Raw genomic sequence first — 24,793 nt, 5'->3', positions numbered from 1 at the left:
CCCGCCCGCCGCCCGGTTCATCCGGGCCGGCGGGCGGGCTTTTTCGTGCGCTCTCCTCACCTTCCGGCTGCGGCGACGCCCGAGGCGTCCAGGTAGTCGCGGACCCGGGTGAGCAGTCCGTCGCGGACGCGCAGGACCAGAAGGCCGGGCACCGTGAAGGCGGGGCCGCCCGGCAGGGACGCCCGTACGACCTGCTCGGCGACGATCACCTCCGGGTCGCCGGTGTCGTGGACGGCGAACTCCTCGATCGCCTCCACCCGGGCGGGGCTCGCACCCCAGGCCGCCCGGTACCCCGCGCGCACGGCCTCGCGGCCCTCGAAGCGCGGCGGGAAGCCGGGAGCGGTGAACGGGAACTCGTGCACCGCGTCCTCGGCATACAGATCGGCGAGGTCGTCGGCGGACTTGTCGAGCATCGCCCGGCGGTAGCGGGCCAGCACCTCGCGAGGTGTCCGGGCGGCGGGTTCGTGCTGGTCGTGTTCCTGCATGGGACCACTCCATTCGCTCAACACGCGTTGAGTGAACGACGATAGGTGTCGGCCGGGCGTTCGGTCAACGGCTGTAGAGTGAACGCGTGCCGACCTCGCCCCAGTCCCGAGCCGACCGCCGACGAGCCACCGAGGCACGGATCCTCGACCGTGCGCGGGAGCTGTTCGCCGAGAGGGGGTTCGACCGCACCACCATCCGGGCCGTGGCGACGGCGGCGGGCGTCGATCCCGCCCTGGTGATGCAGTACTTCGGCTCGAAGCGCGAGCTGTTCACGCAGGCCGTCCAGACGCTCCCCGCGCCACCGGCGGACGCCGGCTCCGACGCGCTCGTCGACCGGCTGCTGGGCACGCTCGGCCTCAAGCTGGGCGGTCTTCCCGGGGGTGCGCTGGCGATGATGCGGTCTATGCTCACCGACCCCGCGGCGGCGGAGTACGTCCGGGACGCCCTCGGCCGGCAGGTCGCCGGCATCGGCGGCGCGCTGCCCGAGGCCGAGGATGCCGAGCTGCGTGCCGCGCTCGTCGTCACCGCCTTGCTGGGCATCACCATCGGCCATCAGCTCCTGGGTCTGCCCCCGCTGTCCGACGCCCCGGCCGACCGCGTCGCCGCCCTGCTCCGGCCGGCCGTCCGGGCCCTGGTCGAACCGCGGGCCGACGCGACAGGGGGTGACGGGGGTCCGGCAGGGCCCTGACGGGGGGTGCGGGAGGCGGCCGTGTCAGCGACATTGGAATGACAGCTGACAGATATTGAAATCTGTCAGCTGTCATGTCAGGCTGGAGCCATGACGACGCGAACCCGCACCCTCGGAACCACCGGCCCCCAGGTCTCCGCCCTCGGCCTCGGCTGCATGGGCATGTCCGGCATGTACGGCGAGGCGGACCGCGCCGAGTCCCTCGCCACCATCCACGCCGCCCTGGAGGCCGGCGTCACCCTGCTCGACACCGGCGACTTCTACGGCATGGGCCACAACGAGCTGCTGATCGGCGAGGCGCTGCGCACCGCGCCGCCCGCCCTGCGCGAGAACGCACTGCTCAGCGTCAAGTTCGGCGCCCTGCGCGACCCGGCAGGCGACTGGGCCGGCTTCGACGGCCGCCCGGCCGCCGTGAAGACCTTCGCCGCGTACTCCCTCCAGCGCCTCGGCGTCGACCACATCGACGTCTACCGGCCCGCCCGGCTCGACCCCGACGTGCCGATCGAGGAGACGGTCGGCGCGATCGCCGAACTGGTCGAGAAGGGGTACGTCCGGCACATCGGCCTGAGCGAGGTCGGCGCCGACACCATCCGCCGGGCCGCCGCGACCGCCCCGATCGCCGACCTCCAGATCGAGTACGCGCTCATCTCCCGTGGCCCCGAGCGGGAGATCCTGCCCACGCTGCGCGAACTGGGCATCGCCGTCACCGCGTACGGAGTGCTCTCCCGCGGCCTGATCTCCGGCCACTTCTCCGGCGACCGGCAGCTGGCCGCGCACGACTTCCGCGCCCACTCGCCCCGCTTCCAGGGCGACAACCTGCGGCACAACCTCGCGCTGGTCGAGTCGCTGCGCAAGATCGCCGAGGCCAAGGGCGCCACGGTCGCCCAGATCGCCATCGCCTGGGTGCTCTCCCGCGGTGAGGACATCGTCCCGCTGGTCGGCGCCCGCACCCGGGACAGGCTCGGCGAGGCCGTGGGCGCGCTGGACGTGACCCTGGACGCGTCCGACCTCGCCGCCATCGAGGCCGCCGTGCCGGCGGACGCGGTGGCCGGCGACCGGTACGCCCCCGCACAGATGGCCATGCTCGACAGCGAACGCTGATCCCGGTGCCAGGTACCGTCTAGACATGCCTCCGACCAGCGAGACCCTGACCACCGAGCGCATCCTCGAAGCCACCGAGGAGGTGCTGCGCCGCCACGGACCGGCCAAGGCGACCGTGGTCGACGTGGCCCGCGCGCTCGGCGTCAGTCACGGCAGCGTCTACCGGCATTTCCGCACCAAGGCGGCGCTGCGCGAGGCCGTGACCAAGCGGTGGCTGGACCGCACCTCGGAACGGCTCGCCGCGATCGCCGCGGCCGGGGACGACCCGAAGGAGCGGCTGCGGACCTGGCTCGCGACCCTGTTCGAGGCCAAGCGGCAGAAGGCGGGCGGCGACCCCGAGCTGTTCGCCACCTACACGGTGCTGACCGACGAGAACGGCACCACGGTCGGCGAGCACATCGCCGACCTGACCGCCCAGCTGACCCGGATCGTCGAGGACGGCGTCGCCTCGGGCGCCTTCACCGCGGCCGACCCGGCCGTCGCGGCCCGCGCCGTCTTCCAGGCCACCGCCCGCTTCCACGACCCGTGCCACGCCGCCGAGTGGACGGACCCGGCGATCGAGACGGACTTCTCGGCGGTGGCGGACCTGGTGATACGGGGACTGACGGACCGCTAGAGACGGCCCGCCCGGCACGCCGCCCTCCCGGCACGTCGCGCTCGTGATCAATACACCTAGCGCGCCACGAGGTAGCGGAGGTAGACCACTCTTGAGCCGAAGGTGCGGGTCTCGGCGAGTTCGAGATCCACCCGGCGCTCGTGCTGGGGGAAGAACGGGATGCCACCGCCGACCAGCACCGGGTAGACCATGGCCCGGTACTCGTCGATCAGACCCGACGCGGCCGCCTCGGCGGCGAGTCTCGCGCCGCCGATCGCGATCTCGCCCTGCCCCGGCTCGGCCCGCAACCGCTCGATCTCCTCGGTCAGGCCGCCGGAGGCCAGGCGGGCACCGCCCTGCACCGTCGACAGCGTGGTGGAGAACACCACCTTCGGGAGCGCCTTCCAGAGCGCGGTCCACTCGCGCTGGGAGTCGTCCAGCGACGGATCCCGGTCGGCGGTCTCCCAGTACAGCATCGTCTCGTACAGCCGTCGTCCCAGCAGGTGGACGCCGACCTGCCGGATCTCGTCGGTCCAGAAACGAAAGGTCTCCTCGTCGGGCACCGTCCAGTCGAAGGTGCCGTCCGGCCCGACGATGTAGCCGTCGAGTGAGACGCTCATCGAGTAGGTCACGCTGCGCATCGGAACTCTCCTCGGGAGAACGGCGATCGGTCAGGACCCGGTCCGGGCGCACGCCCGCCAGAACTCCCGCATCAGCGGGGTCGGTGTCGGGTTCCGCATGGCCACCTGGGTCAGCAGGATCGTGACCGTGTCCGTCGCCGGGATCAGATGGGCCGTCGTGCCGGTGCCGCCGACCCAGCCGTAGCGGCCGGGGACGTTCCACGGGTCGCGCGGGACCATGTCGACCTGGCCGCCGTAGCCCCAGCCCTGCCCCTCCAGGAAGAGCGCCGCGCTCTCACGCTGTTCCGCGGTGAGATGGTTGCCGGTCATCCGGCTCACCGAGGCGGGGGACAGCAGGTCCCCGCCCCCGGACAGCAGCATGCGGGCGAAGGCCAGCCAGTCGTCGGCGGTCGAGACCAGCCCGCCGCCTCCCGAGGTGAAGCGCGGAATGCTGCCGAACTCGCCGTCCGGAGTGTCCGCGAGCTCCAGGTCGCCGCTCTCGGAAGGGTTGTACGCCCAGGTGAACCGGTCCCGCTTGGCCGCCGGGACCTCGAACGCGGTGTCCTTCATCCCCAGCGGCTCGAAGATCCGCTCCGCCAGGAACTCCGGCAGCGTACGGCCCGTCACCCGGGCGATCAGCAGCCCCTGAAGGTCGGACGCCGTGCCGTACAGCCATGCCTCGCCCGGCTGGCGCAGCATCGGCACCTCGGCGAGCCGGGCGAGCCAGGTGTCCGGGCCGGGCCAGCTCTGCAGGGAGCGGCCGTCCTTCTGCACCTGGAACAGGCTCTGGACGGCGGGCAGCGAGAAGTCCGACGGGAAGCCCCAGCCGGGGCGGGAACTGAGCAGGTCCTCCACCGTGATCGGCCGCGTCGCCGGGACCACGTCCTCGACGGGGCCCGCGGGCGTGCGCATCACGCGCGGCTCCGCCAGCTCCGGCAGCCACTCGGGGATCGGGTCGTCCAGTGCGACGCGGCCCTCGTCGACCAGCATCAGCACCGCGGCTGCGGTGACCGGCTTGGTGATCGAGGCGATCCGGAAGATCGACTCCCGGCTCATCGGGACGCTGCCGCCGGCGTCCGCCGAGCCGACGGCGACCACCTCGACGTCATCGCCTCGTGCGACGAGGGCGACCGCCCCGGGGACGGTGCCGTCGTCGACCCGTCGGCGCAGTGTGTCGTACAGCGTGCTGCTCATTCCTCGGGCCTTCCGGTGCGGGCGCGTGATGACGTGGTTACGACCGGCCGCGGCACCGGAACTCATCGCTCAGCCCACGGTCCGCGGCAGCCGCAGACTCAGCAGGCCCGTCAGCGCCACCCCGGCCAGCTGGACCAGCAGGGCCGTGATCAGGGCGTCCCGCATGCCGATCCCGGGGGTCAGGGACAGGAAGAGGGTGCCCAGCGTGGCCACCCCCAGCGCCAGGGACGCCTGCTGGGTCGTCGTCATCACGCCGCTGCCGACGCCGGCCCGCGCGGGCGGCACCTCGGAGAGGACCACCCGGTAGATCACGGGCAGTTGCAGGGCCTGGCCGACCCCGGCGACCGCCCCGCCCGGCAGCAGTTCCAGGACGCCCAGGTGCGGCCAGGACCGCCAGGCCGCCAGGACGATCAGCGCCAGGCCTGCGCCCTGCAGCACCGCGCCCGCCGTGACCACCCGGGTGCCGAACCGGGCCACCAGGCGCGGACCGGCCAGGGAGGTGAAGAAGAACGTCACGGCCAGCGGGGCCAGCGCCAGCCCGGCCGCCACCGGGCCGAGGCCCGCACCCCGCTGGAGGGCGACGGCCACGACGAACATGAACCCGCTGAACCCGATCGAGAACGGCAGGATCAGCACCAGCCCCCGGCGCAGCGACGCCAGCGCGAACAGGCTCGGCGGCACCAGCGGCGTCCGGCCGGCCCGGTCCGCCCGGCGTTCCACGGTGAAGAAGGCGGCCGCCGCGACGGGGAACGCGGCCAGCGACAGCCACGTCCACAGCGGCCAGCCCGCCGCCCGCCCCTCGGTGAGCGGAGCCAGCAGGGTGAGCAGGGCGACCGCGAGCAGGACCGTGCCGGGGCCGTCGACCGGCTCGGGACGCTGTGAGCGCGTCTCGGGGACCGTACGCGCAGCCAGCAGCAGACCCACGACCACGACCGGCACATTGACCAGGAACACCGAGCGCCAGCCGGTGCCCCACAGGTCGGCGGCGACCAGCAGGCCGCCCAGGATCTGGCCCGCGACCATGGACAGGCCGGCCGTCGCGCCGTACAGGCCCATCGCGCGGGCGCGGCGCGCGCCGGACGTGGCCGCCTGGATGGTGGCCAGCACCTGCGGCAGCATCGCGGCGGACGCGGCGCCCTGGGCGACCCGGGCGGCGACCAGGGTCCAGGCGTCCGGGGCGAGCCCGCACGCCAGCGAGGTCAGCCCGAAGGCGGCCATCCCGGCGAGGAACAGGCGCCGCCGGCCGAACAGGTCGCCGAGCCGGCCGCCGAGCACGAGCAGGACGGCGTAGGCGACGCCGTACCCGGCGACGACCAGCTCCAGCACGGACTCGCCGGCGTGCAGATCGCGGCCGATGGTGGGCAGGGCGACGTTGACGATGAAGAAGTCGATCAGCGGCAGTGCCGCCGCGAGCAGCACCGCGAACAACCCGGGCCCGCTCAGCGCGGGCGGTGTGGCAGGGTCGGATCGGACAGGGCGTGAAGTGATGGTCTCGGTCACGCCACCGAGCCTGCGCCGGGCCGGAGGCTGGTACCAGAGTGTCCTTATCCTGGTACAAGCACTACCTGGAAACAGGACCCGCGAGGCGGCACCCTGGGAGCATGACCATGCTGGCCCAGGAGACGCAGCCCGGCCCCGCCGCCCCGCACGGCACCGAGATCCGCCGCCACGAGCTGGCCGCCTTTCTGCGTAGCCGCCGTGAGCGCCTGACTCCCGAGCAGGTCGGCCTGCCCCGCGGCCGCCGGCGCCGCACCCCCGGCCTGCGCCGCGAGGAGGTCGCCCAGCTCTCCGCGGTCGGCGTCACCTGGTACACGTGGCTGGAGCAGGCCCGCGACATCCAGGTCTCCGTGCAGGTACTGGACTCCCTCGCCCGCGCGCTCCGGCTCGACGGCACCGAACGCGCCCACCTCTTCCAGCTGGCCGGCGCCGTCGACCCGAGCCCGGCACAGAGCTGCCCCTCGGTGACGCCCGCGGTGCGGGCCCTGCTGGAGCAACTGGAGCCGGTCCCGGCGGCCATCCAGAACGACCGGTACGACATCGTCGCCTACAACCGCACCTACGGCCTGCTGATGTGCGACCTGGACGCGGTACCGCCCGAGGACCGCAACTGCCTGGTCCTGTCCTACACCCACCCGGACTGGCAGTCCTCGATCGTGAACCTTCAGGAGGCCCAGCGGCTGATGGCCGCCCGCTTCCGCGCCGCCATGGCCGGCCACCTGGGAGAACCGGCCTGGAAGATGCTCCTCAAGCGGCTGCGCGACCAGTCTCCCGACTTCCGCGAGGCCTGGGACCGCCACGAGGTCGTGGCCCACCGCACCAAGCGCAAGGAGTTCCTCAACAAGTACGTGGGCCGCCTGGTGCTGGACCACACGGACCTGTGGCTCAACCCCGAGGTCGGCGCCCGCATGGTCACCTACGTCCCGGCGGACGAGGAGACGAGGGCACGTCTGGAGAAGCTGCACGAATACGCCGTGACGGGGCGCGGGGCGGGACACCATGCGGCTCCGCCACGTGGGCGCGAGCAACGGCAAACCACCCGCGGCTAGGCGCGCTCGGAGGCCCCCACGACCTGCCGCACCTCGTCCGACTGAAGCCTCTCGGCCGTACGCGACGCAGTCATCCGCGCCCAACGCCCACTGCTCACGACCCCGAGCACCAGTACCGCCGCGCCACAAAAGACCAGCACCCACCAGCCCGGCTTCGCCGCGGAGACGAACGCCTCCCGGTACGACGACCCCGTCACGCCGGAGGCAAGGAGCGCCCCGACCACCGCAACGCCCAGGGTCTGCCCCAGCTGCCGGCTCGTCGAGGCGACCGCGGCGGCCACCCCGGCCTGGGCCCGCGGCATGCCCGACACCGCCGTGTTGGTGATCGGCGCGTTGACGAAGCCGAAGCCGATGCCGAAGAGCACGTATCCGAGGAACAGCGTCACGCCGGACGTCTCCGCCTCGAACCCGGCGAACAGCACCGCGCTCGTGGTCATCGCCACGCCCGCGATCAGCAGCGGCAGCCGAGGACCGCGGGAGCCGACCAGCCGCCCGGACAGCGGGGCGCACAGGAACGTCGGCACGGCCATCGGCAGCATCCACAGGCCGGCGTGCAGGGCGCTCAGACCGCGCACGTTCTGCAGGTACAGCGTGGACAGGAACAGGAAGCCGCCGAGCGCCGCGAACGCGCTGATCGCTATCACGGTGGCCCCGCTGAACGGTGCCGAGTGGAAGAAGCGCAGGTCGATGAGGGGTTCGTCGCGCCGCGGCTCGTACCAGAGCAGGCCGAGCAGGGCGGCGAGGGCGATCGCGGCGAAGGGCAGCACGGAGGCGAGGCCGGCGGCCGGGGCCTCGATGATCGCGTAGGTCAGGGCGCCGAACAGGGCGATGACCAGCAGCTGGCCGACGGGGTCGGGGCGGCGGGCCTTGGGGGCGCGGGACTCGGGGACGTAGCGCAGGGTGAGCAGCAGGGCCGCGAGGCCGACCGGCAGGTTGAGCCAGAAGATCGACCGCCAGCCGACCGTCTCTACCAGCACCCCGGCGACCATCGGGCCCGCTGCCATGGAGATGCCGACGACCGCACCCCACACGCCGATGGCCCGGGCCCGCTCGCGTGGGTCGGTGAAGGTGTTGGTGATGATCGACATCGCCACCGGGTTGAGCATCGAGCCGCCGACGGCCTGGACCATGCGGAACGCCACCAGCGCGTCGAGGCTGGGCGCGAGGGAGCACAGCGCCGATCCGGCTGTGAAGACCACCAGGCCCGCCATGAAGACCCGCTTGCGGCCGACGCGGTCGGCGGTGGAGCCGGCCAGCATCAGCAGGGAGGCCAGGACCAGCGTGTAGGCGTCGATCGTCCATTGCAGCCCGGAGGTCGACGCGTGCAGATCGCGCTGCATGGCGGGCAGGGCGACGTTCAGAGCGGTGACGTCGAGGCTCACGATCAGCAGGCTCATGCAGCAGATCGCGAGCACGAGCAGTCTGCGGCGAGGGCTCAGCTCAGGCATGGGACCACAATACCCCTCATCACTAGTGTGACTAACTAATTACTTTGGTTCGTGAGGGCGGGCGTACGCGACAATGGGGCCATGCCCACGCCCACGACTGATGTGAACTCCACGCTGCGAATCGGTCCGCACCTCGTCGCACCGCCGGTGGTACTCGCTCCCATGGCGGGTATCACGAACGCGCCCTTCCGCACCCTGTGCAGGGAGTTCAGTGGTGGCAAGGGGCTGTTCGTCAGCGAGATGATCACCACCAGGGCGCTGGTCGAGCGCAACGACAAGACCATGCAGCTGATCCGCTTCGACGAGAGCGAGCGTCCCCGCTCCATCCAGCTGTACGGCGTCGACCCGGCCACCGTCGGCAAGGCCGTCCGCATGATCGTCGAGGAGGACCTCGCCGACCACATCGACCTGAACTTCGGCTGCCCGGTCCCGAAGGTGACCCGCAAGGGCGGCGGCTCCGCGCTGCCGTACAAGCGGAACCTGCTGCGGGCCATCCTGCGCGAGGCCGTCAGCGGCGCCGGGGACCTGCCGGTGACGATGAAGATGCGCAAGGGCATCGACGACGACCACCTCACCTACCTCGACGCCGGCCGCATCGCCGTCGAGGAGGGCGTCACCGCCATCGCGCTGCACGGCCGCACCACCGCCCAGCACTACGGCGGCACCGCCGACTGGGACGCCATCGCCCGGCTCAAGGAGCACGTGCCGGAGATCCCCGTCCTCGGCAACGGCGACATCTGGTGCGCCGAGGACGCGCTGCGCATGGTCCGCGAGACCGGCTGCGACGGCGTCGTCGTGGGCCGCGGCTGCCTCGGCCGGCCGTGGCTGTTCGCCGACCTGGTGGCCGCCTTCGAGGGGCGCACCGCGGCCCGTGCCGGAGGCACTGACGAACACCGCGTACGGCCCACCCTGCGCGAGGTCGCCGACGTCATGGTCCGGCACGCCACCCTGCTCGGCGAGTGGCTCGGCGACGAGTCGCGGGGCGTGATCGACTTCCGCAAGCACGTCGCCTGGTACCTCAAGGGCTTCGCCGTCGGCTCCGAGATGCGCAAGCGCCTCGCGATCACCTCCACCCTCGAGGATCTGCGCTCCGGCCTCGACGAGCTGGACCTCGACCAGCCCTGGCCGGCCGGCGCCGACGGCCCGCGCGGCCGCACCTCCGGCAACAACCGTGTGGTCCTGCCCGACGGCTGGCTGAAGGACCCCTACGACTGCGCGGGCGTCACCGAGGACGCCGAGCTGGACACCTCCGGCGGCTGACCGGCCACCGGGCGGCGGGGGCCGGTCAGCTCGCGGAGAGGCGGGGGCCGGTCACTTCCCGGAGGGGCGGCGGACGGTCACTTCCCGGAAGGGTGGGGGACGGAGCCGTACGCCGTCAGGAAGCGGTCGCGGAAGGCGCTCATCTTCCACACCGGCGCGGTGTGCGCGGGCCGCAGCCCGTCGGTCCAGCCCCACCCGGCGATCTTCTGCAGCACCTTCGGGTCCTTGGCGACGATCGACACCGGGACGTCCCGGCTGGCGTGGTTGCCGCTGACCCGGGCGATCGGCTGGTGGTCGCCGAGGAAGACCAGCACGGTGTCGTCGGTGCCGTAGCGCTGAAGCCACTGGGTGAGCGCGGTCACCGAGTACTGGATCGACTTGCCGTACTCCTCGCGGGAGGCCGTGGAGTCGGCGATGACGTCCGCGGACTTCTTGCCCGCCTTCTCGATCGGGCCGTAGATCCTGCCGTCGCCCAGCTGGTCCCAGCCGACCATGTGCGGGACCGGCGCCCAGGGCTGGTGGCTGGAGGTCAGGATGATCTCCGACATCAGCGGCTTGCCGCGCTCACGGCCGTGCTCGCGCTGCTGGAACTGCTGCAGCGCGAACTGGTCGGGCATCGTCGACCAGCTGAACTTCGGGCCGTGGTAGCCCAGTTGGAAGGCGTTGTACACCTTGTCCAGGCCGTAGTACTTCTGCTCCGGCCAGGCCTTCACCACGCCCGGCATCACCCCGACGGTGTCCCACGCGCCGGTCTTGGCGAACACCTTCGTCAGACTCAGGTGATCGCTGGCCATGACCGTGCGGTAGCGCTGCTGGTTGCTGATCCACAGGCCGGACATGAAGGTGGAGTGGCCGAGCCAGCTGCCGCCGCCGTACGTCGCCGACGTCAGCCAGCCGCTCTTGGCGTGGAAGCCCGCCTTGGCGAGCGCCTGGGTGCGCGCGGCGAGGGTGCCGTCCACGCCCGGCGCCATGACCGGGTCCTCGATCGCGCTGCGGCCGTAACTCTCGATGAACGTGAAGATCACGTCCTTGCCCCTCAGATCCGGCACGAGCTGGGCCGGCGGGGTGTTCCCGAAGGCGTCGGCCCGGGCCTCCTTGCCGAACGCGGCCTCGTCGCGCACGGTGTCCCGCACGGTACGGGCCTGCGCCTTCGCGACGGCCGCGGCGTGCCGCGAGGCCAGCGGGGCGCCCGCGAGCTGCACACCGAACGCCGTGCACGCGATCCACACCGTCCCGGCGATCAGCGCACCCCGGGCCGCGCGCACCCGGTGCCGGGCGAGCACCGAGCCGAGGCGCACGGCGGACAGCGCGACGAGGACGACCACAGCCACGACGAGGGCGATCGCGCCCACCGTGAGACCGAGCGCCGCCGTGGAGCCGAGGGAGTCCGCGACGTAGGAGCGGGCGTCGTCGAACAGCCCCCAGTCCAGGATCATGTTGAACGGCCGGCCCAGATACTCCGTGAAGCCGATGTCCAGCATGTCCAGCACGGCCAGCCAGCCCACCAGCGCCCCGGCGAGGGCCGCCGCGACGATCCGCGAACGCCGCGGCAGGTACAGCAGCACGACCGCCCCGATGATCGCCTCGGCCGGTAGCCGCACGAACGCGGAGGGCCGCAGCCCGGCCTGCGTGTTCGGCATCTGAAGGGCCACCTGGACGAGAAGAGCGGCGAGCACGGTGACGGCGAGTGACAACCACCGGGCGGCGGAGGGATGCCGGGCCCGCCACCCGGCGAGCCGGGCACGCACGTGCGGGGCGCGGAAGAAGCGGCGGGCGCCGGAGGGCTCGGCGGCGAGGGGCGCCGCGGCGCCCTCTTCCCGCTCACGCGTACTGGTGTCCTGAGACAACCCGGGGTCCTTCCAACGGTGGGCCACGACGTCCTCCCGTACGACGGCCCGCGGACCCCTGTTCACGAGCCTCGGCAAACACCCGGCAAACGGTTCCGGGAAGGGCCGGGCAGGGCAATGCCGGCAAGGGGCGCGGGGAACTGCGCGACAAGCCACAGCGGACCCGCACCCCGCAGACGACGGAACCCCTGCGACACCCTCCGGCCCCCTATGCGCCGCCCACAGCCGCAAGAAGCGCAAGAGGAGCCGCCGCAGACCTGGCTTCCCGCACACATGCATGCGGATACGGCACCGGCTCCGCATGAGCTCCGCGCCCATACCCCGCCATGACCTCCGGCAGGCGGTGCCCGCTCACCGCCGCCGCGTCGACCAGCCCCCGTGCGACCACCCGGGCCTCGTCGTGCAACCCGTAGCGCGCCAGCCCGAGCGCGACGACCGCGTTGTCGTGCGGCCACACCGAACCGCGGTGGTACGACAGCGGGTGGTACGCCGGCTGCCCGGCCGCCAGCGTGCGCACGCCCCAGCCCGAGAAGAAGTCCGGCTCCAGCAGGCGCCGGCCCACCTGCTCGCCGTACTCCTTGTCCAGCAGCCCCGACCACAGCAGATGCCCGGCGTCCGAGGCCAGCGCGTCGACCCGGCGGCCCGTCCCGTCCAGGGCCAGCGCCGGGAAGTCGTGCTCCGGCATCCAGAAGTCCCGCTGGAAGCGGTCACGCAGATCGGTGGCGGCCTGTTCCAGCAGCGCCGCGTACGCCTCGTCCCGCCACACCGTGCGCGCCAGCCACGCCGTGCGGCGCAGCGCGTCGTAGGCGTAGCCCTGGGCGCCCGCCGCCATCACCGGGCCGCCGGGCCGGGTGCCGTCGGCGGAGCAGATCGCGCCGGGGGAGTCCTTCCAGTTCTGGTTGGCGAGGCCGCCGCGGTCGGCGCGGTAGACCAGGTAGCCGCGGGAGGTGAGCCCCCCGTGGTCCAGCATCCAGTCCACGGCCGCGCGGGCGTGCGGCTGGAGCCGGCGGCCCAGTTCGCCGTCGCCGGTCTGCTCGACGTACGCGCCGAGCAGGACGAGGAAGAGCGGGGTCGCGTCGACCGAGCCGTAGTACCGCCCGTACGGCACCTGCCCGAAGTGGGCCAGCTCACCGTGGCGGACCTCGTGCACGATCTTGCCGGGCTGGGCGACCGGCGCGGCCCCGTCCTCGCGCGCCTGGGTCGCGGCGAGCGCGAGGAGCGTGTCGGCGGCCGGCCGGGGCCGGTAGGGCAGGGTGAACAGCGAGGTGAGCAGGGCGTCCCGGCCGAGCAGCGTCAGGTACCAGGGCGCGCCCGCCGCGGGCACCCGCAGCTCCTCGCCGTCCGGTCCCCGCGCCGGCACCTGGAGCGCGGCGAGGTCGGCGAGGCCGCGCGCACAGGCCGCGGCCAGCTCCGGCCAGCCGGTGGGGAAGGCCACGCCCTCGAGGAACCGCTCCTCGTCGGCCCGCAGCCGCTCGGCGACCGACCGCGGGGAGCGCGGCACGCGCAGCGCACGCTTCTCCCCGTGCGGGCGGGCCATCACCCGCAGGGTCAGTTCGGCCGTGCCGTGCGCCGGCAGGTCCAGGGTCCACACCATTCGCCGCGCGCCCGTGCCGGTCTCCTCGACGGCGTCCGGGGCCGGGTCCGCGCCGACCGTCGTGCACGAGCGCCACTCGCTGCGCCGGTAGGTGAACTCCACCCCGTCGTCCAGGATCCGGCGGGAGCGTACGACGCCGAGCTTGGCGTAGGTGCGGTGGTCGGAGCGCAGCTCGAACTGGTCGGCGAAGTCGGCGTCGACGGTCAGGGCGAGCCGTACCGTCGTCGGCACCGGCCGGTTGCCGACCACCCGCAGCACCTCGACGAACGAACCGTCCCCGACGGCCTGTTCCCGGAACAGCGTGTACGCGGGCGGCTCGTCGCGGCCGCCGCGCGGCACCAGCACACAGCGCGCGGTGTCCCCGCCCGCGACCGGCGTCAGCGTCTCGGGCACCGCGCCGTCGACGGTCAGCTGCCAGCGGCTCAGATGCCGCCCGTCCCGCACGAACAGCCCGTCGGGCACGTGCCCGCCGCGCACCCCGGTGATGTCGCCGCCGTCGTCCACCGCGGCGAACGTCCCCCCGTACACCAGCAGATGATGCCGATCGGTCATCCCCCGTCCCCTCCCCTTGAGTCCCTGTCGCTGCTCTTTCCGAACGTCTCGCCGGCCCCCGGGGACACGCCCGCGCCGAGGGACCGCCCTGCCGGGCCGTGCCACAGGTCGAGCGTCAGCGCCGCCGTCCAGCCGAAGTCCCGCGTCCCGCACGGCTCGCCGGTGTACGGGTCGACGTACTCGGCGAAACCGGAGGTGTCCGCGCAGGTCAGCAGCGCCCGCGCGAGCCCGTCGGCCCGCTCCCGCTCACCGTGGGTCCGCAGCCCGCGTTCGATCAGCCAGCCGGTGTTGAACCAGGCCGGGCCCCGCCAGTAGCGGTGCGGGTCGAAGGACTCGCCGAGCAGGTCGTAGCTGGGCACCAGGCGGGTGGTGGTGCCCAGCCCGAAGTGCGGCCCGGTGAGCGTGGTGACCAGGGCCGCGGCCTGCTCGCGCGGCAGCGCCGGCAGCAGCAGCGGGATCAGCCCGGACACCCCGCGCTCGCCGATCAGGCCGCCGCCGACGACGTCCCGGCCGAAGAACATGGACCGCGCCGGGTCCCACAGCCGCGCCACGAGCACCCCGGTCAGCCGCTCGGCGCGCGCGTGGCGGGCCGCGCCGGGCGCGCCCAGCTCGTGCGCGATCCGCGCCAGGGCGTGCTCGGAGGCGATGAGCAGGGCGTTGAAGGCGGGGTCCTCGACGGCGAAGTCGCCCTTCCCGTCGGCGTATCCGCGGTCCCGGTAGTCGGCCGCGAGGCTTACGTAGCGGCCGTAGTCCAGGTCCGTGGGCCGGTCCTGAGCCGCGCCGTGGTCGAGGTCGGCGCGGCGGAAGGAGCGGGCCGGGGCGGGGGTGACGCGGGCGAGCGGGGCGTCCCAGCAGGGGCTGTTGTCCATGCCCTGCTCCCAGGGGTGCACCACGGACACCAGCCCGCCGCCGCCCAGGTCCCGCCGGTGCAGCAGATACCGGTGCCAGGCGGCCAGCTTGGGATACAGCCCGGCGAGGAAACCGCGCGCCCCGGACAGCTCCGGGTCGGCCCGGTGCACCAGCCAGGCGGCCAGCGCGTGTACCGGTGGCTGCACGATGCCCGAGGTCTGTACGGTGCGCGGGGCGCCGGCGGCGCGGCCGACGCCGGCGGAGCGCCAGAAGTCGGGGCTGGGGAAGTAGGCGTCGAGGGGGACGGCGGGATTGAAGACGATGTGCGGCACACGCCCGTCACCCCACTGCGCGGCCAGCAGCGTCTCCAGCTCCGTCTGCGCCCGTAACGGGGAGAGGTGCCTGAGCCCGATCGCGGTGAACGCCGAGTCCCACGACCACTGGTGGGGATACAGGGTGCGGGAGGGCACGGTGGAGGTGCCGGTCCAGTTGGCGTTCAGTACGGCCGCGGCCCTGCCGTGCAGTCCGGCGGGTACGGCTGGGGGATCGTGGGCGGTGTCCCGCCCGGTGCGGCGGGCGGTGATCGGCTCGGTGCCGCGGACGCTGAGCTGGGCCGTGCGATCCACTCGGGACTCCCCGAAAGACGTGCGGCCGAGCGGACCGGCCGGGACCACCTTGAGTTACGTCTATTTAACACGCAGAACCCACTGTGTAATGCAGGATGGGGAAACGCAAGGGGGTGCGGGCATGAACGGACGGACCGGAGAAGCCGGGCGGACCGGGCGGACCGGAGAGGCCGCACGGCCCGGCAGGGCCGGGCGCGGCGCGCCGCAGACCGGCGCCGGGGACCTGCTCGAGCTGGTGCGCAGCGGCCGCGCGACCACGCGCGGGGCGCTGCAGCAGGCGACCGGGCTGTCCCGGGCGACCGTCGGCCAGCGCCTGGACCGGCTGTTCCGGGCGGGCTGGCTGCGCGAGGGCGCCGGCGGACCGGTCGACTCACCGCTGGGCGGCCGCCCCTCCATCACCCTCGAGTTCGACGACGAGCACGCGCTCGTCCTCGCGGCCGACCTGGACACGCGGCACGCCCGGGCGGCGCTGCTGACCCTGACCGGCGAGATCCTCGCCGAGCGCTCCGGAACCCTGGTCATCGAGGACGGACCGGAGGCCGTTCTCGGCGAACTGGGCCGCTGGTTCGCCGGCCTGCCGGCCGCCGCGGGACGGCCCGCGGCACAGGTGTGCGGCATCGGGCTGGCCGTGCCGGGCCCGGTGGACAGCGAGTCGGGCCGGGTGGTGCAGCCGCCGATCATGCCGGGCTGGGACGGCTACGACATAACGGGCCGCCTCGCCAGAGCCTTCACCGACCACACGGGCCTGCCACCGGTCCCGGTCCTGGTCGACAACGACGCGAACCTGATGGCGTACGGCGAACAGCGCACGTCCTACCCCGACTGCTCGGCGTTCGCGCTGGTCAAGGTGTCCACGGGCATCGGCGCGGGCATGGTGGTGGACGGCTGCGTCTACCGGGGCGTCGACGGCGGCGCCGGCGACATCGGGCACATCCGGGTGCCGGACGGTGAGCGGGCGCTGTGCCGGTGCGGTTCCTACGGCTGCCTCGCGGCCGTCGCGAGCGGCGGCGCCGTGGCGCGGCGGCTGGCGGAGGCGGGGGTCGCGGCGGCGTCCGGCTCGGATGTGCGGGAGCTGCTGGCGGCCGGGCATCCGGAGGCGGTGGGGCTGGCGCGGGAGGCGGGGCGCCGGGTCGGCGAGGTGCTGGCGACGGTGGTGACGCTGCTCAACCCGGGCGTGCTGATGATCGCGGGTGACCTGGCGGGCACCGCGTTCGTCACCGGCGTACGGGAGCTGCTGTACCAGCGGGCGCTGCCGCGCTCCACCGCTCATCTGGAGGTGGTGACCTCGCGGCTGGGGGAGCGTGCGGCGCTGGTGGGCGCGGGTGCGCTGGTGGTGGAGCACCTGTACGCGCCGGAGCGGGTGGAGGAGCGGTTGCGGGCGCTGGGCGTGTGAACGGCACGGAGCCGGTGAACGGCAGGGACCGCTGGGGGGCACCGTCGGCTGCTTCCAAGATCGAGTCACCTGGCCGGCAGGACCACCCCGCGCACCGCAGCACGGCCTGGTGCTGCGAGAGGTGCGGTGTGAGGGCTCGGCCCCGTCCGGGCGTGTGAGGGCTCGACCGTCCGGATACTCGTCCGCATGGTGAAATCCCGTCCCCTGTGGGAGCGTGATTCTCGCCACCCCTGATAAGGGTGGCGCTCAGATGAGCAAATCAAGAGCGATTGCACTTCATCAAAGGGTGGCACTCAGTGCCACGACTTGATCGTTCATCGGAGAAAATCAGACGTGCCGAAAGCCGCTCATATGAGCGATGCGAGCGGTCTACGGGTGTTGATGCGTTCAAGAAGTGAAAACAAAAAGCCTCGGTTGCTTGCCAAGCCTTGACTTTCGATCCGCTGGCGGACGACTGGTTACAGGCGCATGACGTGCAAGTGGACGTACCCAGGTGCCTTCGATCTGGGTATGTTCCTCGACGTCAGGGCAGCCACCGCGTCCTCGAGGAGTCGAGACCCGTGTCGGAAAACAAAGATCAGCAGCGACCCGCGTCGGGCAACAGCGTTGAGGGCGTGAAGTTCGTTTACGACTTCACCGAGGGCAACAAGGACCTCAAGGACCTCCTCGGCGGCAAGGGTGCCAACCTCGCCGAGATGACGAACCTGGGCCTTCCGGTCCCGCCCGGTTTCACCATCACCACGGAGGCATGCAAGGTCTACCTGGACAGCGGCGAGGAGCCGGCGGCACTGCGTGACGAGGTGAGCGCACACCTCGACGCGCTGGAGAGCCGGATGGGCAAGAAGCTCGGTCAGGCCGACAACCCGCTCCTGGTCTCCGTACGCTCCGGCGCGAAGTTCTCCATGCCGGGCATGATGGACACGGTCCTCAACATCGGCCTCTCGGACAAGTCCGTGAAGGGCCTCGCCGAGCAGGCCGGCGACGAGCGCTTCGCGTGGGACTCCTACCGGCGCCTCATCCAGATGTTCGGCAAGACCGTCCTCGGCGTCGACGGCGAGCTCTTCGAGGACGCACTGGAGAAGGCCAAGGAGGCCAAGAAGGTCGCGGTCGACACCGAGCTGGAGGCCGCCGACCTGAAGAAGCTGGTCACCACCTTCAAGAAGATCGTGAAGAAGGAGACCGGCCGGGACTTCCCGCAGGACCCGCGCGAGCAGATGGACCTCGCCATCCGCGCCGTCTTCGACTCCTGGAACGGCGACCGCGCCAAGCTCTACCGCCGCCAGGAGCGCATCCCCGGCGACCTGGGCACCGCGGTCAACGTCTGCTCGATGGTCTTCGGCAACCTCGGCCCCGACTCCGGCACCGGCGTCGCCTTCACCCGCGACCCCGCCTCCGGCCACCAGGGCGTCTACGGCGACTACCTGCAGAACGCGCAGGGCGAGGACGTCGTCGCCGGCATCCGCAACACGGTGCCGCTCGCGGACCTGGAGAAGCTCGACAAGAAGTCGTACGACGAGCTGATGCAGATCATGGAGACCCTTGAGAACCACTACAAGGATCTCTGCGACATCGAGTTCACCATCGAGCGCGGCAAGCTGTGGATGCTGCAGACCCGCGTCGGCAAGCGCACCGCGGCAGCGGCCTTCCGCATCGCCACGCAGCTGGTCGACCAGGGCCTGATCGACGAGGCGGAGGCCCTCCAGCGCGTCAACGGCGCCCAGCTCGCGCAGCTGATGTTCCCGCGCTTCGACGAGAAGGCCAAGGTCCAGCAGGTCGGCCGCGGCATCGCGGCCTCGCCCGGCGCCGCGGTCGGCAAGGCCGTCTTCGACTCCTACACCGCGGTGAAGTGGTCCCGCTCGGGCGAGAAGGTCATCCTGGTCCGCCGCGAGACCAACCCCGACGACCTGGACGGCATGATCGCCGCCGAGGGCATCCTGACCAGCCGCGGCGGCAAGACCTCCCACGCCGCCGTCGTCGCCCGCGGCATGGGCAAGACCTGTGTCTGCGGCGCTGAGGAGCTGGAGGTCGACACCAAGCGCCGCCGGATGACGGTGCCGGGCGGCCACGTCGTCGAGGAAGGCGACCTGATCTCCATCGACGGCTCCAGCGGCAAGGTGTACCTCGGTGAGGTACCGGTCGTCCCCTCTCCCGTGGTGGAGTACTTCGAGGGCCGTATGCACGCGGGCGCCGACGACGCCGACGAGCTGGTCGAGGCCGTGCACCGCATCATGGCGTTCGCCGACCGCAAGCGCCGCCTGCGGGTGCGCGCCAACGCCGACAACGCGGAAGACGCGCTGCGGGCGAGGAGGTTCGGCGCTCAGGGCATCGGCCTGTGCCGCACCGAGCACATGTTCCTCGGCGACCGCCGCGAGCTGGTCGAGCGCCTGATCCTGGCGGACACGGAGGAAGAGCGCGAGGCGTCGCTGAAGGCCCTCCTCCCGCTCCAGAAGAAGGACTTCGTCGAACTCTTCGAGGCGATGGACGGTCTCCCGGTCACGGTCCGCCTCCTGGACCCGCCGCTGCACGAGTTCCTGCCCGACATCACGGAGCTGTCGGTCCGCGTGGCCCTGGCCGAGTCCCGCCAGGAGCCGCACGAGAACGACCTGCGCCTGCTGCAGGCCGTGCACCGCCTGCACGAGCAGAACCCGATGCTGGGCCTGCGCGGCGTACGCCTCGGCCTCGTGATCCCCGGCCTGTTCACGATGCAGGTCCGCGCGATCGCCGAGGCGGCGGCGGAGCGCAAGAACGCCAAGGGCGACCCGCGCGCCGAGATCATGATCCCGCTCGTGGGCACGGTCCAGGAGCTGGAGATCGTCCGCGAGGAGGCCGACCGGGTCATCGCGGAGGTCCAGGCGGCGACGGGCACGGACCTGAACCTGGCGATCGGCACGATGATCGAGCTGCCGCGCGCCGCGCTCACCGCGGGCCAGATCGCGGAGGCGGCGGAGTTCTTCTCCTTCGGCACGAACGACCTGACCCAGACGGTGTGGGGCTTCAGCCGCGACGACGTGGAGGCGAGCTTCTTCACCGCGTACCTGGAGAAGGGCATCTTCGGCGTCAGCCCCTTCGAGACGATCGACAAGGACGGCGTCGGCTCCCTGGTCAAGCTGGCGGCCGAAGCGGGCCGCCAGACCCGCCCCGACCTGAAGCTCGGCGTCTGCGGCGAGCACGGCGGTGACCCGGAGTCGGTCCACTTCTTCCACGAGGTCGGCCTGGACTACGTCTCCTGCTCCCCGTTCCGCATCCCGGTGGCCCGCCTGGAGGCCGGCCGCGCGGCGACCCAGTCGGAGGGCAGCGACCACCGCTGATCCCTGCGGGCGGCGTGGACCATGCGGGGTCCACGCCGCCCGGCCTGCAAAGGCCGGCCGAGGCCCGGGACCCCGGCCCACGAAGGCCGGGTGAACCCGGGAACCGGCCCACCAGGGCCGGGAAAGCCCCGGAGCCGCCGCTTGTCACCCGACCCTCACCGATCGGCGACGGCTCCGGCCCACGAAGAGAGGGCGGCACCCTTGTGCGGGGGTGCCGCCCTTTCGGGGTGTGTGTGGGGCGTGGGGGCAGGTGCGGGCCGTGGTCGCGCCGACAGTGGGTGAGCCACCGCAGCGCCCACGACCGCGAGCCGCAAGGCCCACGGTGAGACTTGTGAACCGCATGGCGGTGCCCGCCCCCGCCGCCTCGTGGGTTCCAGGCGCGATCGACACCTGACCTCAACTGCTGCTCAGAGATTGACTCTTCGCTCCAAGAGGGCGCTGCCGGGGACATAGCCTGCCCGTGTTCGACCGCCTACTCGGGGCGGTTTCGACAGGGGGCTACCTGTGAGAATCCGTTCCGGCGCCGCTGTCGTTCCGGCAGCCGTCGCACTGTGCTGCCTGGGGCTGACCGCCTGCACGGGATCCGCCGAAGCCGGCCATCCGTTCGCGAGCGGCAACACGGGAACGCCGCCTGCCGCCGACGTATCGACTGGCGAGCGGGCTGAACACATCGAGGCTGAAGCAGTCACTGCCGCGCCGAAGCTTCCGTCCGGCGAACCTCTGGCCCAGGTGGCCGCGGCGAGGGGGAACCGTCGGATCGACCTCGGAAGGATCCACGCGGGTGGCCTGGCGGTGTCGGTGAGCTGCCAGGGCAAGGGCACGCTGACGGTCAAGGTGGAGCCCATGGGTCTCAGCTTCCCTCTCGCGTGCGTGCCGCGGGAACTCAGCACCGTGTACAACGAACTGCGGCTCAGCGAGGCGCACCCCAGTGGAACGGTCTCCGTGACCGCGCCGTCCACGCTCTCCTGGTCACTCACCGTCGGTCAGTGGCCGGGGATGCCCTGCGGCGCTGTCGGAAGCGAGACTCCGGCTGCCTCCCCAAGTGTCATCGCCCTGGCGGTGCATGGCTCGGCGCACTCTGCTTCGTCGTCGACGCTACGTCCTGGATCACCTGATGTGGTGGTCGTCCGACGAGTGAAGGATTCAGCACGTTACCGACCCATTACCTTCAGTCATCGCCGGGGTCCACCGTGGTCCCTCGGCTTACTGAGAGGCAAGCAATGAAGAAGGCAATGGCCGGCGTCTTGGCGGCGGGTGTGTTTCTCCTGGGAGCCGGCACCGCGGCGGCTACGCCGGGGTGGCACAAGCTGCCCCTGATCAAGGGCGCGGGAGTTCGCTTCATCGACGGGGAGTACCGCTTCAATCGTCCTCTCCAGAACCATGGTGCCTTTGAGTGGCAGGGCAAGCTGGAGGACGCGGACAAGCAAGACGGCCACAACGTCTACATGCTCGTTCGCGTCGAGGGCCACGGCTGGATCCGCTACAACGGCAAGCAGAACAAGACGGTCTCGCTGCACAACTCCAACTGGGACGGAGCCCAGCTCTACACCCACCACGCCTACATGCGTGCGTGCCGCGACAAGGGCAGCCTTCAGCCCGACAACTGTTCCCCGACCGTGCACTTCGAGAACAAGGACGCCCGCTAGGGCCCGATCGAACTACCGAGCCCAGACGCCTGCGTCTGGGCTCCCTGCTCGGCATAGGGGAACATCATCAACACGTCAGAAGTGCTTTCCGCCAGGGGTGTCGAACTCCATTACGGCGCCACGGTAGCCGTTCGGGACGCGGACATCTCGCTCCGCCCCGGTGAGGTCGTGGCGATCACGGGGCAGAGCGGCTCCGGCAAGTCCTCGCTCCTGTACTGCCTTGCCGGGGTGCTTCCGGTGGCCCGCGGCGAAGTCCGATTCGAAGGGCGTGTGCTCGGAGAACTGGGCGACGAGGAACTCAGCGCTTTGCGTCGCGAACGGTTCGGTTTCGTGTTCCAGTACGGAGAGCTTCTCCCCGAACTGACGGTGGAGGAGAACACGGCACTGCCGTTGCGCCTTGCCGGACAACGCAAGGGCGAAGCGTTGGCTGCCGCGGGGGCCGTACTGTCGCGGCTGGGGCTGGCTGAGCTGAAGCAGCGCCGCCCGTCGCAGGTGTCCGGCGGCCAGGGACAACGCGTCGCGGTGGCACGGGCTTTGGTGCATCAGCCGGCTGTCGTGTTCGCCGATGAGCCCACGGGTTCACTTGACAGCGCCAACGCCACAGCCGTTCTGGACGAGTTCCTCGCACTGGCCAAATCTCAGGGCACCGCGGTGGTACTGGTGACCCACGACCCGGAGGTGGCGGCCCGCGCGGATACCCACTATCGGATGCGGGACGGCATGCTCGCCCCCTACGAGCGGGAAGCCTCATGAAAGAACTGGCCCTGGGGCTCCGACTGCTGCTGGGCAGCGGGCGTGGAAACAGAGTGCGTTTTCTCCTCATGGTCGCGGGTGGTGCGGTCGCGGTCTGCTGCCTGGCTTTCGTTCTCGCGATTCCGGGAATCCTCAAAGCGCAGGACGCCCGGCAGGCAGCCCGCCAACCGAACTGCGTGGGCAAGAGCCTGTGCAACTCGGGCGACAAGACGGCTCTGGAACTCATGAGAACGGATCCGTACGGTTCCCACCGATTCACACGTGTCTTTCTCGCCACGGGGACCGATCCTGTGCCGCCGCCACCGGGATTGCGCACGTTCCCGGCGCCGGGTGAGGTCTTCGTCTCTCCACGGTTGCACGACCTGCTCCGCCAGGAGCCCGGCCTGTCACAGCTGCTCCCAGGCAAGGAGCGTGCGCGCATTACGCCTGCGGGGCTTGCCCGGCCTGACGAGCTCTACGCGTACGTCGGTGTCGCACGGGACGATCTCAGGGCCGGCTCCCCTATGACGGGCTTCGGCACGTCGTATGCCTGGTTTCCCACGGTGGAGTCGTCAGCACTGAACATTGTCCGTTTCGCGATGGCCGGAGTCGTCCTGCTTCCGCTCGGCGTATTCCTCGCTGTCTGTGCCCGCCTCTCGGCCGCGTCACGAGCCCGCCGACTGGCCGCTCTCCGGCTTCTTGGAATGAGCAGCAAGGGAGTCCAGCGCGTCAATGCGGCCGAGACGGTCGTCGCGGCCCTGGCCGGTGCTGTTTTCGGTCTGGGGGTGTACTGGGTCGTCAACCAACTCGTCTCCCGTATCGGGCTGCCCGGATTCAAGTGGTTCCCTTCCGATGGGGCGTTGCCCGGCACGACACTGTTCGTCTGCCTCGTGGGTTGTCCGGCGCTGGCCTGGTGTGTGGGACGGATGGGTGCCCGGCGGGCAGCGGCCGATCCGCTCGGGGTCCGACGCGGCGCTGTTGCGAAGCCCCCGCGTAAATGGGGACTCCTGCCGCTCATCCCCGGCCTGGGTATCGTCGCCGGATATTGCGTGGCGGGAGCCACCGGGCACGCCCCCAACGACACCAAGATCTCGTCGCTCTTGATGCCGCTCGCCGTCGTACTCGTCGGGACGGGGCTGGTGCTCAGCCTGCCGTTGCTGTCCCGGGTCCTGGCGCAATGTATTGCTCGCTCGACCAGCTCGGTCTCGTTGGGGCTCGCCATGCGCCGCAACGAAACGGAACATGGTGGCGCCCTGCGTGTGGTCACAGGGCTGGTGCTGCTGGTGTTCAGTGCGTCCCTCGTCCAAGGAGTGCTGATCGAATTCGATCAAGTCACGAAGAACGTCTCGGACATCCAGACGTACCGGCTGTCCATGGACGAGGTCGGTGTGGAGCAGCAGCACGCTCTTGAGCGTGTGCCCGGGGTCAGGGGACATGCGGTTCTGGCCCAGTCCTGGGAGGACCCGAAGGCCGAAATGCCGCCGTCCATCAACGTGGTGATTGCGACGTGCGGTCAGTTGCGCCACATCGTCTTCGCGGTCGAAGGCTGTGTGGACGGTCGACCGACGCTGTTGGACAACCCGCGTCAGCCGATCTGGGAGGACAGCAAGCCGGGAAAGACCTTCACCTTCCACCTGAGGAACGGCAAAGGGGCACTGAGGGTGATGCCGCTGAGGGTGCCCGCGCAGAGGATTCGCTTCCACGACACCCCAGGTGTCTCATCGGTCAACAGTGGCGACGTTCTCCTTCCCCCGTCCCTTCTGCCGTCCGCCTTCCGCCCCGAAGGCGCGACGCTGATCCTCGCCAGTGGCTCCGGTCCCGACACAGTCCGCTCTGTTCTCGACGGAATCGGCGGCATCGATCCCACCGCGGAAGTCATGGCGGACGGCATCAACGTCGAATCGCTGGAGCAGCTGATCATCGTCAAGACGCTCCTTGGCGCCGGCATGGTCCTGGGCCTCGTCATCGGCGTAGCCGCCTACCTCGTCGCCTCCGCCGACCGGGCCGTCGAGCGGCGTTCTCAGGTCACCGCCTTGGCGCTCCTCGGGGCGAGGCCCTGGACGCTGAGGGGTGTCCAGGTCGCGCAGGTCGTCGTGCCGTTGGCTGTCGGGCTGGTGTTCGCTGTCGTGGCCGGGAAGGCCGCCGAGTCGAGCTATCTCGTCACGGGGGGTGGGGACATCTTCTGGGACGGGGACGGGGTGCCCCTGCTGATCGGGTGTGCCCTCGGGGCCGTCCTCGTCGCCGCGCTCGGATCCTTGCCCCTCATCGGGCGGCGGATCGACCCCGAGTTGATCCGGCGGGACTGAGA

At 71.5% G+C, this 24,793-nt stretch carries 18 protein-coding genes; 10 read left to right on the top strand and 8 right to left on the bottom strand.

Going from position 1 to position 24,793, the window contains the following annotated elements; genetic code table 11:
- Window positions 1-56: 56 nt before the first annotated feature.
- Complete coding sequence (locus AB0J12_RS14690) at window positions 57-485, bottom strand: nuclear transport factor 2 family protein (RefSeq protein WP_363264654.1); 429 nt, start codon at window positions 483-485, stop codon at window positions 57-59.
- A gap of 86 nt (window positions 486-571) precedes the next feature.
- Here AB0J12_RS14690 and AB0J12_RS14685 point away from each other — a divergent pair, with 86 nt between their 5' ends.
- The 3 genes from AB0J12_RS14685 (at window position 572) to AB0J12_RS14675 (ending at window position 2,891) form a co-directional block, all read left to right on the top strand.
- Complete coding sequence (locus AB0J12_RS14685; RefSeq protein WP_363264653.1) at window positions 572-1,174, top strand: TetR family transcriptional regulator; 603 nt, start codon at window positions 572-574, stop codon at window positions 1,172-1,174.
- Between the two features lie 90 nt (window positions 1,175-1,264).
- Window positions 1,265-2,275: an aldo/keto reductase gene (locus AB0J12_RS14680; protein WP_363264652.1), complete on the top strand. Its 1,011-nt coding sequence runs from the start codon at window positions 1,265-1,267 to the stop codon at window positions 2,273-2,275.
- Window positions 2,276-2,300: 25 nt separating this feature from the next.
- Entirely contained in the window at window positions 2,301-2,891 is a 591-nt protein-coding gene (locus tag AB0J12_RS14675; protein WP_363264651.1) for a TetR family transcriptional regulator, read from the top strand.
- A 56-nt stretch (window positions 2,892-2,947) separates the two neighbouring features.
- Here the strand turns inward: AB0J12_RS14675 and AB0J12_RS14670 are convergent, their stop codons facing one another.
- The 3 genes from AB0J12_RS14670 to AB0J12_RS14660 all read right to left on the bottom strand — a co-directional run bounded on the left by AB0J12_RS14670 (window position 2,948) and on the right by AB0J12_RS14660 (window position 6,184).
- The gene (locus AB0J12_RS14670; protein WP_363264650.1) at window positions 2,948-3,511 is read right to left on the bottom strand and encodes a dihydrofolate reductase family protein; all 564 of its coding nucleotides are present in this window, start codon (window positions 3,509-3,511) and stop codon (window positions 2,948-2,950) included.
- 30 nt (window positions 3,512-3,541) lie between these two features.
- Window positions 3,542-4,684, bottom strand: a complete 1,143-nt coding sequence (locus AB0J12_RS14665; protein ID WP_363264649.1) for a serine hydrolase domain-containing protein — start codon at window positions 4,682-4,684, stop codon at window positions 3,542-3,544.
- A gap of 69 nt (window positions 4,685-4,753) precedes the next feature.
- Entirely contained in the window at window positions 4,754-6,184 is a 1,431-nt protein-coding gene (locus tag AB0J12_RS14660) for an MFS transporter (RefSeq protein ID WP_363264648.1), read from the bottom strand.
- 101 nt (window positions 6,185-6,285) lie between these two features.
- Between AB0J12_RS14660 and AB0J12_RS14655 the strand changes: the two genes are divergently transcribed.
- A complete protein-coding gene (locus AB0J12_RS14655; RefSeq protein WP_363264647.1) occupies window positions 6,286-7,230 on the top strand; it encodes a helix-turn-helix transcriptional regulator in 945 nt (314 codons plus the stop codon).
- Here AB0J12_RS14655 and AB0J12_RS14650 read toward each other — a convergent pair.
- Window positions 7,227-8,678 carry an MFS transporter gene (locus tag AB0J12_RS14650; protein ID WP_363264646.1) on the bottom strand — a complete coding sequence of 484 codons (1,452 nt, stop codon included), beginning with the start codon at window positions 8,676-8,678 and terminating at the stop codon, window positions 7,227-7,229. The genes AB0J12_RS14655 and AB0J12_RS14650 overlap by 4 nt on opposite strands.
- Before the next feature lie 81 nt (window positions 8,679-8,759).
- On the opposite strand from AB0J12_RS14650, the gene dusB reads away from it, so the two are divergent.
- Complete coding sequence (dusB, locus tag AB0J12_RS14645; protein WP_363264645.1) at window positions 8,760-9,938, top strand: tRNA dihydrouridine synthase DusB; 1,179 nt, start codon at window positions 8,760-8,762, stop codon at window positions 9,936-9,938.
- Between the two features lie 77 nt (window positions 9,939-10,015).
- On the opposite strand, the gene AB0J12_RS14640 is transcribed toward dusB, so the two are convergent.
- The 3 genes from AB0J12_RS14640 to AB0J12_RS14630 all read right to left on the bottom strand — a co-directional run bounded on the left by AB0J12_RS14640 (window position 10,016) and on the right by AB0J12_RS14630 (window position 15,406).
- Entirely contained in the window at window positions 10,016-11,578 is a 1,563-nt protein-coding gene (locus AB0J12_RS14640) for a CDP-alcohol phosphatidyltransferase (RefSeq protein WP_363264872.1), read from the bottom strand.
- A 415-nt stretch (window positions 11,579-11,993) separates the two neighbouring features.
- The gene (locus AB0J12_RS14635) at window positions 11,994-13,931 is read right to left on the bottom strand and encodes a glycogen debranching N-terminal domain-containing protein (RefSeq protein WP_363264644.1); all 1,938 of its coding nucleotides are present in this window, start codon (window positions 13,929-13,931) and stop codon (window positions 11,994-11,996) included.
- Entirely contained in the window at window positions 13,928-15,406 is a 1,479-nt protein-coding gene (locus AB0J12_RS14630) for a hypothetical protein (protein ID WP_363264643.1), read from the bottom strand. Before AB0J12_RS14630 ends, AB0J12_RS14635 begins: the two co-directional genes overlap by 4 nt.
- Window positions 15,407-15,527: 121 nt before the next feature.
- Here AB0J12_RS14630 and AB0J12_RS14625 point away from each other — a divergent pair, with 121 nt between their 5' ends.
- From AB0J12_RS14625 to AB0J12_RS14605, 5 genes are all read left to right on the top strand, one after another.
- Window positions 15,528-16,799 (top strand): ROK family protein, encoded by a 1,272-nt coding sequence (locus tag AB0J12_RS14625; protein WP_363264642.1) that lies wholly within the window; start codon window positions 15,528-15,530, stop codon window positions 16,797-16,799.
- Window positions 16,800-17,413: 614 nt separating this feature from the next.
- Window positions 17,414-20,107 (top strand): pyruvate, phosphate dikinase, encoded by a 2,694-nt coding sequence (ppdK, locus tag AB0J12_RS14620; RefSeq protein WP_363264641.1) that lies wholly within the window; start codon window positions 17,414-17,416, stop codon window positions 20,105-20,107.
- A gap of 1,232 nt (window positions 20,108-21,339) precedes the next feature.
- On the top strand, window positions 21,340-21,753 hold the full coding sequence (locus AB0J12_RS14615; protein WP_363264640.1) for a hypothetical protein: 414 nt from the start codon (window positions 21,340-21,342) through the stop codon (window positions 21,751-21,753).
- Window positions 21,754-21,834: 81 nt separating this feature from the next.
- Window positions 21,835-22,506 (top strand): ABC transporter ATP-binding protein, encoded by a 672-nt coding sequence (locus tag AB0J12_RS14610; RefSeq protein WP_363264639.1) that lies wholly within the window; start codon window positions 21,835-21,837, stop codon window positions 22,504-22,506.
- The gene (locus AB0J12_RS14605; protein WP_363264638.1) at window positions 22,503-24,791 is read left to right on the top strand and encodes an FtsX-like permease family protein; all 2,289 of its coding nucleotides are present in this window, start codon (window positions 22,503-22,505) and stop codon (window positions 24,789-24,791) included. Before AB0J12_RS14610 ends, AB0J12_RS14605 begins: the two co-directional genes overlap by 4 nt.
- Window positions 24,792-24,793 lie beyond the last annotated feature (2 nt).

The organism is Streptomyces sp. NPDC049915 (assembly GCF_040656475.1).
Taxonomy (GTDB): Bacteria; Actinomycetota; Actinomycetes; order Streptomycetales; family Streptomycetaceae; genus Streptomyces.
Note: the sequence above shows the minus strand (reverse complement) of the source record. Positions and strands in the feature narration are given on the sequence as shown.